At 66.0% G+C, this 14,949-nt stretch carries 11 protein-coding genes and 1 pseudogene; 5 read left to right on the top strand and 7 right to left on the bottom strand.

Annotated features, from left to right (window positions below; translation table 11 throughout):
• Nucleotides 1–46: 46 nt before the first annotated feature.
• A complete protein-coding gene (locus OU996_RS13790; protein WP_267582183.1) occupies nucleotides 47–1,096 on the bottom strand; it encodes an ABC transporter substrate-binding protein in 1,050 nt (349 codons plus the stop codon).
• A 518-nt stretch (nucleotides 1,097–1,614) separates the two neighbouring features.
• Here OU996_RS13790 and OU996_RS13785 point away from each other — a divergent pair.
• From OU996_RS13785 to OU996_RS13775, 3 genes are all read left to right on the top strand, one after another.
• On the top strand, nucleotides 1,615–2,022 hold the full coding sequence (locus OU996_RS13785; protein ID WP_267582182.1) for a hypothetical protein: 408 nt from the start codon (nucleotides 1,615–1,617) through the stop codon (nucleotides 2,020–2,022).
• Complete coding sequence (deoC, locus tag OU996_RS13780; RefSeq protein WP_267582181.1) at nucleotides 1,992–2,327, top strand: deoxyribose-phosphate aldolase; 336 nt, start codon at nucleotides 1,992–1,994, stop codon at nucleotides 2,325–2,327. Before OU996_RS13785 ends, deoC begins: the two co-directional genes overlap by 31 nt.
• Nucleotides 2,328–2,497: 170 nt before the next feature.
• On the top strand, nucleotides 2,498–4,057 hold the full coding sequence (locus tag OU996_RS13775; RefSeq protein ID WP_267582180.1) for a Fic family protein: 1,560 nt from the start codon (nucleotides 2,498–2,500) through the stop codon (nucleotides 4,055–4,057).
• Between the two features lie 118 nt (nucleotides 4,058–4,175).
• Here the strand turns inward: OU996_RS13775 and OU996_RS13770 are convergent, their stop codons facing one another.
• Nucleotides 4,176–4,394 carry a helix-turn-helix transcriptional regulator gene (locus OU996_RS13770; RefSeq protein ID WP_267582179.1) on the bottom strand — a complete coding sequence of 73 codons (219 nt, stop codon included), beginning with the start codon at nucleotides 4,392–4,394 and terminating at the stop codon, nucleotides 4,176–4,178.
• A 128-nt stretch (nucleotides 4,395–4,522) separates the two neighbouring features.
• Nucleotides 4,523–6,909, bottom strand: a pseudogene (mobQ, locus tag OU996_RS13765) (MobQ family relaxase).
• Between the two features lie 171 nt (nucleotides 6,910–7,080).
• Between mobQ and OU996_RS13760 the strand changes: the two are divergent.
• Nucleotides 7,081–7,407 carry a conjugal transfer protein TraD gene (locus tag OU996_RS13760; protein ID WP_267582178.1) on the top strand — a complete coding sequence of 109 codons (327 nt, stop codon included), beginning with the start codon at nucleotides 7,081–7,083 and terminating at the stop codon, nucleotides 7,405–7,407.
• Between the two features lies 1 nt (nucleotide 7,408).
• Nucleotides 7,409–7,669 carry a conjugal transfer protein TraD gene (locus tag OU996_RS13755; RefSeq protein ID WP_267582177.1) on the top strand — a complete coding sequence of 87 codons (261 nt, stop codon included), beginning with the start codon at nucleotides 7,409–7,411 and terminating at the stop codon, nucleotides 7,667–7,669.
• A 408-nt stretch (nucleotides 7,670–8,077) separates the two neighbouring features.
• Here the strand turns inward: OU996_RS13755 and OU996_RS13750 are convergent, their stop codons facing one another.
• From OU996_RS13750 to OU996_RS13735, 4 genes are read right to left on the bottom strand one after another with little or no spacing between them, the layout of a single operon-like run.
• Nucleotides 8,078–10,060 carry a DEAD/DEAH box helicase gene (locus tag OU996_RS13750; RefSeq protein ID WP_267582176.1) on the bottom strand — a complete coding sequence of 661 codons (1,983 nt, stop codon included), beginning with the start codon at nucleotides 10,058–10,060 and terminating at the stop codon, nucleotides 8,078–8,080.
• A gap of 19 nt (nucleotides 10,061–10,079) precedes the next feature.
• Nucleotides 10,080–12,230, bottom strand: coding sequence for a PqqD family peptide modification chaperone (locus tag OU996_RS13745; protein WP_267582175.1), 2,151 nt, complete (start codon nucleotides 12,228–12,230; stop codon nucleotides 10,080–10,082).
• 15 nt (nucleotides 12,231–12,245) lie between these two features.
• On the bottom strand, nucleotides 12,246–14,120 hold the full coding sequence (locus OU996_RS13740) for an HlyD family efflux transporter periplasmic adaptor subunit (protein WP_267582174.1): 1,875 nt from the start codon (nucleotides 14,118–14,120) through the stop codon (nucleotides 12,246–12,248).
• Between the two features lie 23 nt (nucleotides 14,121–14,143).
• Nucleotides 14,144–14,917 carry a SapC family protein gene (locus OU996_RS13735; RefSeq protein ID WP_267582173.1) on the bottom strand — a complete coding sequence of 258 codons (774 nt, stop codon included), beginning with the start codon at nucleotides 14,915–14,917 and terminating at the stop codon, nucleotides 14,144–14,146.
• Between the last annotated feature and the right edge of the window lie 32 nt (nucleotides 14,918–14,949).

The following is a 14,949-nucleotide window of genomic DNA, read 5'->3' as shown; positions in this document are numbered from 1 at the left end:
GGTTTCCTGAGGCAGACGGTCTGGGATAGGGGGCACATCAGGCGTGTCAGAAGGCGAAGGTACGGTCGAAACGTTCCACCAGCTCGCCGCGCACCGGGACGATCTTCTTCCAGTCGATCGTCTGCAGGGCGACCACTTCCTCGGGAGTGGCGGGTGTGTAAGGCGCGGCGTCCTTGGGCACCGGCACGCCCTTCACCGTCGGTCCGAAGTAGTACGGCGCCGCGGCGGCCCGGCTCTGGTACTCGGTGCTGAGAATGCCGTTCAGCCATTCGGCGACGAGGTCGGGATGGCGTGTCTTGGCGAAGCCCGAGAAGAACGAGATGATGGCAACCGCGCCCGGCGCCGGCTTGACGAAGGCAATGGGCAGCCCCTTGGCGGCGGCCGCCGCCGTGTTGTTGTTCCACAGCGGGCAGATCGCGATCTCCTCGCGCTCCAGCATCTGCGTCAGCGAGGCCGGGGAGCGCGCTGCCTTCGGCTCCAGCGCCTGAAGCTTCTCCCATCCGACCGCGAGATCGCTCTCCGATCCGCCATGGGTCTTCGCCGCGATGGCGAGGGTGGCGAGACCCAGATTGGATGAGGTGCGCGCAATGCCCACGCGTCCCTTGAATTCGGGTCGCCAGAGATCCGCCCAGCTGGTCGGCGGCACCTTCACCATAGCCGTGTTGTAGGCGATGCCGACAAGGGAATAGGTCGCCGGAACACCGAAGCCCTCGCTCTTGGCGACAAGATCGGGATAAGCGTTGGCAAGATTGGGGACGTTGCCCCCGCGCTTGGCCAGATAGCCCTCGCGAATACCGATGAGATGGGGCGGCTCGTCATTGGGACCGGCATCGAAGGGGGAATAGCCCTGTGCGGCCTTGATCTGGGCGACGATGTCCTGGCTATCGGAGGGAACCAGGCGGATCGTCAGCCCAGGATGCCGCGCCTGCATCTCGTTCGCCAGCCAGCGATGCGGCTCGGACAGCGCTCCGGGATAGGTGACGATCACCAGTTCGCGTGGCTCTTGGGCAGAGGCGCCACGCGTGGTGCCCCCCAGAGCCACCGCGCCCATGCCTGCACCTATCATGTAAAGCGCTCGACGCCTGTCGATGCTCATGAATAGATCTCCATTGATGAAGTATAGTTCAGGCATCGCGCTCCTGAGAGTTACTCAGAGCGACGGCGCGATGGCGCGCAGCGGACGGCGTGACAAACGCACGCGCGACGAGCAGCTGTTGTTGAGATGGAGGAGGCGATCAGCGCCGCGCGCTGAAATCACCCCTTAAATCAGGACCTTGACCCCTGAATCGCCGAAAGCAGCACCACGAACAGGCGCGACGAGCGCGAAACCCACCGGGTACTCCGCCGCCGCTTTGACGCATAGCGGCGACCCGACGCGGGGCGTCGGCCGACTGACGTCAAATAAGGGACGTGGGCGTTATCCATGCAATGATGCTTGCATACCACTAAGATAAGCGCAAGATGGGTCAGCCTTTACTTATGCACAATTTCCGTGCGTGATTGCTCATCATGTTGGCAATCACCGAAGAGGACCGCGGCCCTGTTCGCGCCCGACGCCCGCTGAACAGCCCCCCCCGAGACCCTCGCCCCAGGCGACAAACGATGGGAGAACCCATGACACTGGCCGCCACGCGCGACTTTGGCTACCCGAGGCCTCCCGCCCTGCTGGCGGGCCTCATCGACCATACTCTCTTGAGGCCGGACGCCACGCGTGCGCAGGTGGCGCGCTATTACGCCGAAGCGCTCGCGCACGGCTTCGCCTCGGTCTGCGTCAATCCGGTCCACGTCCCCTTCGTCGCAAGCGCCCTGGCAGGCGGTGAGGTACGCAGTTGCGCGGTGATCGGCTTTCCCTTCGGCGCCAGCGGCGCGGAAGCGAAGGCGGATGAAGCCCGCCGGGTCGTCGCCGCGGGTGCGGACGAGCTCGACATGGTGATCGATATCGGCGGGGTGATCGAGGGCGACATCGAACGCTGCCGGACCGACTTACCACCGTGCGGACAGCCACGGACGGCAGGATCCTGAAGGTCATCATCGAAGCGTGCCTGCTCGACACAGCGGGGAAGACACTCGCCTGCGAACTCAGCCGCGACACGGGGGCTGACTTCGTGAAGACGTCGACCGGATTTGCCGCAAGTGGCGCCACGGTGGCCGATATCGCGCTCATGCGGCAGGTGGTCGGCCCCGCGATGGGCGTCAAGGCCTCGGGTGGCCAGCGCACGACCGAGGCTGCCTGGGCGCTGATCGATGCTGGCGCCACCCGCATCGGCGCCAGCGCCAGCCTGGCCATCATTGTCGTAACACCGGACGCAGCGAGCACGGCGTACTGAAAGCTCCCCAGCGAGCCAACCCGCCCGGGTGGCGCCGGGATCCCTTTCACCGCACGTCTAGATGCAAATTTCAAGCAAAATGCATCTTGGTTACTCATTATCATAGATTGTTACGATTTTTCAGGATATTTTGAGCCGACTTACCCGCGACGCATCAGAACGTTTTTTTCATGAACGACGGCACGAAATACGATTTCTCAGGCCCAGTTACGGTTTTTCAGGACCGGACACTGCCTGAAGCAGCGACACCCGCTGGCTACGCCGCGCTCATAGACGCGCTGAGCCTCGCCGTGCCGTTGCCGCGAACACTCTGCGCCATCGGAGCTCATCACCGTCTCTATGAACGGGATGGCTGGCGCATATACACACCGCGCCATGCGCCGACCGCCAATCTCGAAGGCCACCTCACCTTCGCCCTGAAATACGAGGGGCTCGATCTCCTCGTCCTCAAGAGAATTTTTCGCGCCACGGGTCCGGCGCCAATCGAAGCGCTGGTGCGCGCAACGCCGACCGGCTCCTACGCAAGGCGCGTCTGGTTTCTGTATGAATGGCTGCTTGGCGAGAGGCTCGATCTTCCGGCCGCCGAAAAGGGAGCCTATGCCCTTGTCGTCGATCCCGACCTGCAATGGGCGGCGTCCGGCACCACGTCGACCCGCCATCGTGTCAGGAACAACCTGCCTGGCACGCCAGCCTTCTGCCCCATGGTGTTCGCGACCGAAGCCCTGAAGGCCTTCCACGGCACGAATCTCGCCGAACGGGCGCGCGCCGCTATTGCCGACGTGCCCCGCGATCTGCTCGCCCGCACCGCAGCTTTCCTGCTGCTGAAGGATTCCCGCTCAAGCTTTGCAATCGAGGGGGAGCATCCGACGCAGGATCGTATCCAGCGCTGGGGTCGCGCCATCGGCGAGGCAGGCCGACGCTCCATCGAACTTGACGAGCTCTTGAGGCTTCAGCGCATCGTCATCGGCGATGCGCGCTTCGTCCAGCTTGGACTACGCACGGAGGGCGGATTCGTCGGCGAACATGACCGCGACACCCGGATGCCACTCCCCGATCATATCAGCGCCCGGCATGAGGACCTGCATGATCTCATCGATGGATTGGTGGCCTTGGACCGCACGGCAGCGGAGCGCCAACTTGATCCGGTGATCGCAGCTGCCGCGCTGGCCTTCGGCTTCGTCTACATCCATCCCTTCGAGGATGGGAACGGGCGCCTACACCGTTACCTGATCCATCACGTCCTTGCTGAACACGGGTTCAATCCGCCGGGTGTTGTTTTTCCCATCTCCGCGGCGATCCTCGATCGGATCGATAATTATCGGTGGACGCTGGAAAGCTGGTCTGCGCGCCTCCTCCCCTTCATCCAATGGGAGCCGACACCAACCGGTAACGTCCGGGTGCTGAATGAGACGGCGGATTTCTACCGCTATTTCGATGCGACGCCCCACGCAGAATTCCTCTACGCATGCGTAAAGCGCACGATCGAGATCGACATGCCGGCCGAGACGCGCTTCCTGCGGGCGTATGACGCGTTCCGCGTCGCGATCGGACAGATCGTCGACATGCCGGATCGGACCGTCGATCTCCTCTTCCGCTTCCTGCGACAAAACGGGGGAGTTCTCTCAAAGCGTGCCCGGGAGCAGGAATTCCGCGAGCTCAGGGCCGAGGAGATCGAGCGGGTCGAAGGAGCCTACGCGGCGGCATTCGCCTCTGATCGCGATGGCGAGTAGAGGAGTAGAGGCGGCCGCGCACAGCGATCTGCCTCCAATCGATGAAAACGTGCCACCCCCATCGGCAGCTTGGCAAGCGACAACATCGGCGCTGTTTCGCCTAATGGTCGGCCCGCTATCAAAACCTATCGACTACCGTCTCGTCCGGTGCCCGCCATCGGGGCGGATCAGCAACCCATCGGTTGATGTCGGATTCCCGCCAGCCGGCACCGTTTGTGCTGATCTTCAGTTGGGCGGGGAAAGTGCCCTCGGCGATCTTGCGGTAGATGGTGGAACGGGACAGGCCGGTGCGGGTAAGGACGGTCTTGAGGCGGATGATACGCTCTGGTGTCTGCATGGCGGTGCTGCCTCCTGCTGGATGCGCCTGAGGGGGCCTGCGCAAAACAAGGCATGGAACCGCCGACCGGCAAGGGGATGAACGGCGCCGGTGTCGCGTGGCGAACCGGCGGCGGTACATCGGACGGGTTACAGGCCGAGGCCACGGCTGCGGTCGAAGTCGATGCCGTGGCTGTGGGCGAGTTCTCGGCCAAGGCTGCGGCCGGTCTCAAAGCTGATGCCGAGCTCCTTCCTACGAGCGGCGAGCAGGGATTCAAGCTGCGGATCGCGCTCCAGACTCCGCGCCATGTCGCCCATCTGGACGCGCGTCGCCTTGTAGCCGGCGTAGTCGCCGTCGCTGTACTGACGCTGGTGCTGCCGGTCGAGCTTCTGCCAGCGCTCGACGAAGCGATCGGCGCGGCGCTCCGGATCGGTGCGGATTTCGGTTTCAAGCTGGAGGGCACGGATGGTGCGATTGAGCTTGCCGGCGGCGGCCTCGTGCACCAGCTCCGTATTCTTCTCATAGGCCGCTTCCGCATCGCGCCAGCCATGGGGCCGAACCTCCTCGAAGGCCTTGCGGGCGTCGGAAAGCTCGCGCAACTGTTCGGGCGTGCCTTGGCCGGTGGCATCGGCCGTGGTGAGGATCGCGTCCCACGCTCGGGCATGCCGGACGAGCGCACGGGTTCGCGCCCGCCGCAGCACCATCTCCGGATCCTCAGAACCCTCCCGGGCGAGCGGCTCGGCTTTGCTCGCGAGTTCTTCGCGCAGGGCTGGAGATTCCCGTGCCGCGTCCACGGCCGGCCTTAGCCCATCGACAAGGTCGCGCAGCTTCTCCGGAACCTTGCGCACCATCTCCACGACGCGCTCGCGGAAGGTGATGCCGCGCCGCTCGGCAAAGTCCTGGGTGGGATCGGACCGCTCGTAATCCGACGCCATGTCCTTGGCCCGGTCACGCGACAGGGTGCGCGCCAGCCGGTCTCCGTCGGCGAAGTCGTCGCGGCCATAGTGCAGCTCCATCCCGTCGCGGTGGCGCGACAGCGCGACATAGCTGGAATGAGCGTCCATGCCGGGCGTTGCCAACACATGGGTTCGGTCCACGGTCATGCCCTGCGCCTTGTGAATGGTGGCGGCATAGCCATGGTCGATGCGGTCATAATCCTTCAGGTCGAAGACAACGGATCGGCCATCATCCGTACGCACCGACATGGACTGCGCGCTGACCTCTCCGATAGTACCGAGCGTGCCGTTCCTCACGCCCAGCCCACGCTCGTTCTGCAGGAACATGACACGGTCGCCGCGGGCGAAGGAACGCTCTCCGCGCTCCACGGTGACGCGCACCTCCTCGCCGAGATTGCCGGCCCCCCGCATGCGTTCGCGGGCGGCCTGGTTGAGAGCGCGCACCTCGTCATTCGTGTGGGTGAGGATGATGCGGCTGCTGTCAGGCGCAGCCTGGCGGTCACGCTCCCAGCAGTCGATAAGCGCGCCCCGCGCCTGCTCCCGCATTTGAGCGGCATGGACCATGCCATTCCTCTCATAGGCATGGATGGCCTCGTCGATCTTGCCAGTCGCCAGATCACGCGTGGCATCACGCTGCCAGTCCGCGCGCTGGCGGCGTACCTCGCTGATCTCGGCGCCGCCGTGGCGCTCGACGAGGGAGCGGAAGGCGGCGCCGGCCTCGATCGATTGCAGCTGCTGCGGATCGCCGACCAGCACCACCTTGGCGCCAACATCAGCGGCATGGGAGAGCACGCGCTCCAGCTGACGCGTGCCGACCATGCCGGCCTCGTCGATCACCAGAACATCGCGTGAGGAGAGCAAATCCCGGCCCTGGCCCCAGCCATGTTCGAGACTGGCGATGGTGCGGGACGCAATGCCCGATCCGCTCTCCAGATTCTCCGCCGCGATGCCGGACAGGGCGACTGGCTCTGCGGCTCCAGGGCGATGCCCTGCGCTTCCAGGCTGCGATGGTCGATGCGCGCGTCGATATCGAGCTCGGCCAGCCGCTCATTGGCGAGCGCGGCCCAGCGCTCGCGCCAGCGCTCCACCATCTCGGTCGCATTCCACTCCCGCACCTTCGGGCCGAAGCCGTCTTCATCGACCGAGCGCATGGTGAGCATGACATGGGCATGGGGCTTCGGCATGCCGTCCTCGCCAATATCCCAATGCACATTGAGATCGGCGACCATCCCGAGATCGACGAACTCCGCCTCAACAAAGTCGCGGGCGAGCGCGATCCCCTGCGCTTGGCTCATCTCGCGCGGCAGGGCGAACTCGACTTCGCGGGCGAGCTGCGCGTCCTTCCGGACCTCAAAGGCTTCGACATCGTTCCACAGCCGCTCGCGATCGCGCCAAACTTCAGGCGCCCCATCCGGCAGCAGTACCTCGGAGTGCACGACACCGCGCTTGGCGGAGAAGTCCTGGACACGATCGATCCGCGCGTCGCGCAGCCTTGAGGCCGAGCGGTAGGCCGCGGACGCCACCGCGCTGGAGCCGGCCTTACGGCCAATGACCTTGACGTGAAGATGATAGATCGCCATCGCGATCCGAACATGACCACGGCGAAGCGCACGTCGGAACGACGTATAAGCGCGCCCTCCCTCGAAAAAAATCGGGAGCGACGAGGCCATCCCAGTCCGTCCCAGTAACACTACAGCCTACCGTAACACGCTCAACTATCATCCATCCATCGATTGCTGATGGAGAGGACGATGCGCAAACCACGGGACTTCGACGCGGAGCTGAAGACACTCGAAGACAAGGCATTAGAGCTCAAGACCCGCAAGGTGCAGCAGCTCGGCGATCTGGTGATCGCCACTGGCGCGGACGCGCTCACGGCCGAGGAATTGGCCGGCGCACTGCTCCTGCTGGCCGAGACAAAGGACCCTGACAGGAGGGAGGCATGGGAGCGACGGGGCGCGGCGTTCTTTCAAGGAAGGGCACGCCGATCTGCAGCGGCAGCTGACCACGACGGGGGCGGCACGCCGGCGCAACCGAGCGGCACGCAACCGCCATCAGGCGGCACGGGCGCAGCATGACATGCGCGACTGGCAGATCGAGCGCCGCAAGCGCACCCGGCACCTGATCGAGCTCGGCGGGCTCGTGGTCAAGTCGGGCGTCGTCGAACTGACCGGCGATGACCGCGCCGTCATCTATGGCGCGCTGCTCTGGATGGCGAACAAGCTCAGAAGTGGCGAGAGCGAACAGGCGCGCGGCCTTTGGGAGGCGAAAGGACGAAGCACGTTTGAGAAGCATCACCGGCCCGGGGAAACACATGGCACCCAAAGACAAATCGATTAATCTTGCAGGCTGTGCTGTGCGTGATGGCCTGCTTTAGCATCGATGAATGCGCAGCGGCGCCGCGTTCGGGACCACTAAAGCGAGTGTTCACTGCCATAGAATTGGTCGAAGTTGACCCATTGATGCCCCTCGACTGCCCTAGCCGCGACGTCCGCTTTGCGCCGCCATTGCGGACATTCGGGTTCGAATGGGCGGATCCCCAAAAGCGGACGAACATCATTGCGATAGCCTCACGATCAAAAGATAGTTCGAATCGCGCCGGGCGCGCCAGCACTGCCAACTCTACTCCGTGGTGCGACTTAGTCGCCGCGACCCCTCTGTGGAGGGTAGAGGCTCTATCAACAAAACTCTGCTCTCTTGTTCCACGCAGAAAATGCGCGGTTCTGCGGCTGGAAAGCCGCGCGCCGGCTATTCCAGTGTTCCGGTGATCGCCAGTATGGATTCCAGCGCCTCGTCGGCTTGCAGCAGCTGGCGGCGGATGCGGGCGTGATCGCGCTCGGCATAGCGCTGGGCGAGACGCATGGCGAGGCGGGCGAGTCGCGGAGAGCCCCATCGCGCGGCCAACCTCGCGGCAAGGCGCGCTGACAGAAGCGGACAGTCCACCAGCAGCTTATCCTCCAGCGACAGCACCGCGACGAACACGCCCGGGTCTCCCTGGCGCGCGGTGCGGCCCGCGAGCTGGCGGTCGACGCGGGCGGAATCGTGTCGCTCGGTCATCAACACCAGCAGCCCGCCCCGCTCGGCGACGCCCGGCCCGAGCGGAATATCGGTGCCACGGCCAGCCATGTTGGTCGCGACCGTGACCTGCCCGGCGTGGCCGGCCTTCTCGACGATGCTAACCTCTGCCGCCTCGTCAGTTGCGTTGAGCACCTGATGGACGACACCGGCTTCGGCTAGATGGTGGCTGGCCTCCAGCGAGGCCGCGACCGAGCGTGTGCCGATGAGCAGGGGTACCTGCTGGCGCTGGAAACGCGCGGCGATGTAGGCGACCGTCCTCCAGCGCTCCTGCGAACGTGGAAGGATGACATCCGTGACCAACTTCCGCCGTGGTGGTTTGTGTGTCGGAATCCGCGCGATGCGCAGGCCATAGACCTCCCATAGTTCGCCCGCCACCTCCGCCACCGTGCCCGACATACCGCACAAATGCTCGTAGCGGCGAAACAGACGCTGATAGGTCATGCGCGCCAACGTGCGCCGACGCGGCGAGAGCGGAACCCCCTCCTTCAGTTCCACGAGCTGGTGAAGCCCATCGCTCCAGAAGCGTTCGGCCATGATGCGGCCGGTGTACTCGTCGACGATCTCCACCTTGCCGTCACGGACGATGTACTGCTCGCCCCGCAGCATCACATGCAGCGCGGTCAGCGCCTTGACCACCACATCCTCGCGCAGCACCTGGTTGAGCCACAGCCCGCCCCGCGCCGCCGCCTCGCCATCAAGACGCTTGCGGCCGGTTTCGGTGAGGTCGATCCGGCTCTGATGAACAACGAGGATAAAGTCGTGCCCGGCCCTCAGGGCTTGCGCCACCGCCAGTGCCTGGCGGAGCAGCTCCGCCTCAGCGGCAGATTCGGCCTCGCCGGATAGAATGAGCGGCGTGCGCGCCTCGTCGATCAGCACGCTGTCGGCCTCGTCGACGATCGCGACATGCAGGCCGCGCAAGAGCAGATCGCGTCCCGGCGCATCGCTGTCGCCCCCCCGGCCGGCAAAGCGTATCTTGCGGCGCAGATTGCCGCCCGCTCCGGCAAGGACCAGCCGATCCTTGAGGTGATCGAACGCCAGTTCCTTATTGGTGCAGTAGGTCACGTCGCAGGCATAGGCCGCGCGCCGTGCATCCCGCTCCATGCCGGCGGCGACGACACCGACGGAGAGGCCGAAGAAGCCGAAGATGGGCGCGAGCTTTTCCGCATCGCGGCGGGCCAGATAATCGTTCACCGTCACCACATGCACCGGCTTGCCCGCGAGCGCTGCAGTGACAGCCGCGAGCGTGGCGGTGAGGGTCTTGCCCTCGCCGGTGTTCATCTCGGCGATCATGCCGCTCATCAGGGCGAAGCCGCCCATCAGCTGGACATCATGGTGCTTCATGCCGAGCATGCGGCCGGAGACCTCCCGCACCAGGGCGAAGGTCGCGGCGATATCCTCCATCGCCGGGCTCCGGCTGCGCCGCAGTCGCCCCGCCATCGCCTGCGCGCGGCTGGCAACCTCCTCATCGTCCAGCCCCTCCAGCCCTGCGGCGGCGGCGTGGACCAGCGGCACGATGCGGGCAAGCTGCGCCTGCCGGCGCCGGGCGAAACGGGGAATGACGAGTGCCTCGAGGCGCTTGAGCAGCCGGTCGGCCCGGCGCGGCGGCTCGCTGGAACGCTCGGCATAGAGCACGGGGCTTGGCAGGGGCCCCATCGCCAATCCATCAACCGGCTCAGACATCGAAATGCCGCAGGAACAGCTGGCGCAGGTCCCGTATCCAGCGAAGGGCGATCGGCTCCGGCGGATGCTGGAAGCGCACATAGGCCCGCATGCCGAGCGGCGCGTCATCGCGCAGGCCGCTGACGCGTAGATCCACCTCGAACAGCGTGTCGAGTGGCTTCAGCCGGCCCGGCATATTCGGGTCGACCAGCAGGCTGCCACCGCCCCCCGGCGCGAGCACGGGATGTGGCAGCTCCGTCACCGCAGCCGGCACCTGGCGCTCGATCTGCGCCGGAAGGCTACGGGATTTGTCCGCGGCAAGGCGGACGGCGACGGCGCTGGTATGGCGCAGCACAAGGTCAATCTCGCTCTGCGGCACGAAGGCCCGCACGACCGGCCCCTCCCCGCTGACGACATAGCCGACCACGTCGCCCTTGCGGGGGTAGCGGCCCATCAGGTCGGTGGCGTCAAGCAGCCGAAGCCGGCCTTCGGCCGGGGATAGGAGGGCCAGATCGTCGATTTGGCGGCGCATATCGGCAAGCTGTGCTTCGCTTTCGCGGATCTGCTCGCGCAGGATGTTGCCGCCGACCCGGTCCGACAGGTCGAGCGCCTCCAGCTTGATGCGCAGTTCCTCCAGCTGCTTCTCGGCGATGCGCGCCTTGATCGCGAGGACGGGATCATAGAGGTCGATCAGCGGGGCCTGAGCATCCACCTTGCTCCCATCGCCGGCTGGCACGGCGGCAACCACGCCCGGGCTGCGCACGCGCACCGTCGCCGCATCGTCGGCGACCCACACCACGCCTTGCGCGAGGGTGGCATAGGGGAGCGGCACGGCGAGGAGCAGCACAAGAAGGATTCCGACGCCGAGCCCGCTCACTATGACCGCGCGTCGGCGATGCACCCCGAGCCGCGGATCGGCCAGCACATAGTGCAGCCCTTTCATCAGTGGCAATACAATCGCCGTCACAAGGCTGGCGATGGCCAGCGGCACGCCGATCAGCACGAAATGCGTTGCGATGAACAGCGCCACGCCGACCATCACCACCGTGCGATAGATGAAGGAGGCAACCGCGTAGACGACGAAGATCAGCGGCTCGCCCGGCGATTCCACCGGCGATTCAAGGTCCGGCAGGCCGAACAGCCGATGCTGGATCAGATGCATCATGTAGCGATTGGCCCGCTGGGCGAGGTTTGGCACCTCGATCAGGTCGCTCAGCACGTAATAGCCGTCGAAGCGCAGCAGCGGGTTGGCGTTGAACACGAGGGTCGAGACCGAGCAGGTCAGCACCACGTTGAACGCCACCGCGCGGACAAGGCTCGGCTCCGCCAGCACCCAGACGATCATGCCGAGGGCGGCAATCGCCAGCTCGACAATGATCCCTGCCCCGCCCACCACGGCCCTGCGGCCGCGTTCGCGAAAGGCGGTCGAGGCCGAGGCATCGACATAGGGCACCGGCATGAAGGCCAACAGCATGACGCCGAGCTCATGCACCTCCCCGCCCCACATCTTGGTCGCGTAGCCGTGCCCAAACTCGTGAACGAGCTTCACGACGGGAAAGATCAGCAAGGCGAGCGCGATGTTTTGCGCCAGAAACTCGGTCTCGAACACGGACGCCATCAGGGCGTCCCAGTTCACTGCCGCCAGCACCGCGCCAATGAGCACCAGAACGCTCCAGGCAACCAGCGCCCAGCGCGTGAAGAGCGGCCGCAGAAAGGGCAATGTGGCGGTCAGGAACCGGTCGGGATCCACCAGCGGAAGACGGATCGCCAGCGGATTGCGCACCCGGGACCACATGTCCTGACGGCTCTTGGCACGCTCGCGCTCGGTGAGATCGTCGAGATGAGGCGCAGTGCCGCCAGTCGTCAGATCGGCAGCGTGCAGCAGGGAGAGCAGCCGCACCACGTCCTCCTGCGTTGGCTGCTGGGCGCCCATCCGCTCGCACACGGCGAGCCAGATCTCCTCAACCGTCCGTCTCCCATCCATCAGGCAGACGAGATGATAGGCGGCTGTCGACAGGCGGTGGAACCGACCCGACTGGGTGTCCTGCACGACATGCCAGACGGTACCGCGGAAGCTCTGCCGGTGGATCTGCACATGCGCGCGCAGCCGAGGGCGCAGCCCGCAGACGCGGTACCAGGAGGGGCTGTGGTGGGAAACGGCCATGAATGCCCTGCCTGATCAGGGAATCCAGCGCCAGAGCGCGAGACGCATCCAATCGATGGCGCTGCGCAACCAGATCCAGATAACCCGGCGCTCGCCGACCTCGATCTTGGCGACACCACGCATGCCCGGCCGCAGCTCCTGCGTGGCGCCGTCGGGCGTCGCCTCGACCCGGAAACGGTTGCGTCCCTCCGCCGCCTCGGCGACCGAGGTGATGCGAGCGAGCGTCAAAGGGAAGGTTTCTCCCGGCAGGGCGGCGAGCACAAGTTCACCCTTCTGCCCGGGTCGCAGTTCGCCAAGCTGCGTCTCATCCACATGCAGCACGATGCGGTAGCCACCGTCGGGGATGACCTCGAACAGTACCTGCCCACGCTGCACCGCCGCGCCGATGGATTGGGAATGATCACCGGACACGATCAACCCATCGAAGGGCGCGGTGATCCGGGCTCGCTGTATCTGGGCATCGATCAGCTGAATTTGCGCATCGGCCTGCTCGATTTGATTGGTCAGCAGGCGCAGTTCGCTGCGGTTGCGCTCACCCAGCGCACGCTCATATTCGAAGGCGAGCCGCTGGCGCTCCGTCGCCCAGCGCAGCCGCTCCAACACCAGCTCGCGGTCATCGAGCCGCGCGAGTTCGTCGCCCTCGCGAACCTGGTCGCCGGCACGCACCGGCGCTTCGCGCAGGAAGCCATCGAAGCCCGCCGTCATGGCCCGCTGCACCCGGCCCTCGACGAGCGCCTCGGCCGTCACGCGGTAGCTGCCATACCAGAAAGTGAACAGCAGGAGGAGAAGCACGCCCCCCGCCGCGAAAGCCTTGCGCAGCGCATGGCGCGGCCCGGTGACCTTGCCGATCTCCACCAGCAGCGCATCCCAGGCCTTGACCGCCAGCGGCCGGTCATTCAGACGCTTCTCCTCGACAATCGGCGCGAGGGCGGTGGCCAGTAGGTCGATCAGCCGCACATCCTCGGCGGCAAAGGCATCATCCCCCGCGCGCTCCAGCGTGATCGCCCCGATGAAGCCATCGCGCAGCGGCATCGGCACGGTCAGCACCGTCGCGGCGCCATGGCCCCGCATCAGCTGCTCATGCATCCGGCTGGCGACCAGCGACCCCGGCGGCGCGGGCACCTGCACCAGCGCGCGCTGGTCAATCGCCTCGTCCATCGCCTCGCCGATGAGGCGCACGAGGTTCATGTCCTTGCCGAAGCTCGCGCTGTGGGAGATCGCGAGAACCGTGGCGTGATTGCCCCGGACGATGCCCGCCGAGACGCGCTCGCAGCCAAAGCGCTCCGCCAGCTCGATGGCGAGGCTGCGCAGGCTCGCCTTGAGGCCGTTGGGCTCCAGAGCCGCGGCGAGCAGATCCAGCAGCGCGCGGCCGGCGGAATCGCTGGCCCTCAACGTGTCGAGCCGCTCACCCGCCTGCCATTCGCGGAGCCAGGCGACGCCCCATTGCATGTGCCGCATGGCGAGGCGCAGGGCTTCGGGGGAGCGCGGCTCAAGGCGAAGCGCGACACCGCCGAACGCCTGTCCATCGAGCATCAGCGGAAAGGCGAGCAGAACCGTCGCCGCGCCCGCCCCGTCCTCCGCCTCATCCTTGACCATGCCGCGCGTGCGGGTGCGGACGCTGGCGGCGGCTTCCACGGGATAGGACGCGCGCGAACCGGGCGGCCAGAAAACGGAGACCGGCACGCCAACCGCTGCGTCGAGCGTCACCGTGGCGGCCGCCACGTCACCAATCAGCGCGCATTGCAGCAAGAGCCACGCCTCCAGCCAGGGACGCAGCTGCGTGACGTCGGAAAGGGCGCGCGTGCCCGCCTCGGCGCCCAGAAGCTGCCAGCCTTCGCTCTCGGCGAAGGCCTCCGGGCCGTGACGATCCCGCGGCAGACTGTGAAGCACGGGCGCCGATCTCCCCTGCGCCGTCAGGCCGCGCTCTTGTCGTAAGCGTCTGCGCCAGTCTCTGCGGCCGTCGCTTCATTTGCCTTCAGCTTGGCCGACAGCGTCTGCGTCGCGCCGACGCTGAACAGATGCGCGTAGATCGCGCCCAGTAGGTTCAGCCGCCGCAGCTCCAGCAGCGCCGCGTCGTGCAGAGCCGCGAACTTGGCCTCGTCGACGATCGACAACCCGTGAATGCTCGCGCTCGGGCCGTTGGCGCCCTGCACATCGATGGTCACGCTGCGCAGAAGATCGAATTCCTGCAGCTTGCTGCCCAGAAGCTCGGTGCGCTTGGCGGAATTGGCGTAGTCCGTCACCAGCTTCACCATGGCGTTCAGAGCCGGCGTCGCCTTGCCCTCCGCGTCGAACAGCGCCTGCCCGTCCTCATCCGGGGCGAAGCCGGCAAAGCCCGTATCAACGCAGACAAGCGGATCGCCCCCCTGCCGCTCGCCCAGAATGAAGGGATAGCGGCGCAGATAGGCCGGCAGATAGGTGGCGGTCCACCGACCTTGCGCATCCACGAACAGGTTGCTCTGCGGCTTCAACCCGCACAGAAACACCGCCGCATACCGCGTGCCGGCCGGTGCGAACACCACCGGGATTTCCCGCGCTGCCGCCGCGAACTCGTCGACCACCGCCGGAATGAGATGCGCCCCGGCGGCGAAGGCGAAGGGAGCCTGCGCCGTGGCGATGCGGTGGGAGCGGTGCGCCTGGCTGTCGAGCGGCACCACCGAAGAATAAAACAGCGGCAGGTCGGACATATCTCGTCGATCCGTTTCTTGAGAACCGTAAG

This window comes from Ancylobacter sp. SL191 (assembly GCF_026625645.1).
In the GTDB taxonomy this organism is placed as follows: Bacteria; Pseudomonadota; Alphaproteobacteria; order Rhizobiales; family Xanthobacteraceae; genus Ancylobacter.
Note: the sequence above shows the minus strand (reverse complement) of the source record. Positions and strands in the feature narration are given on the sequence as shown.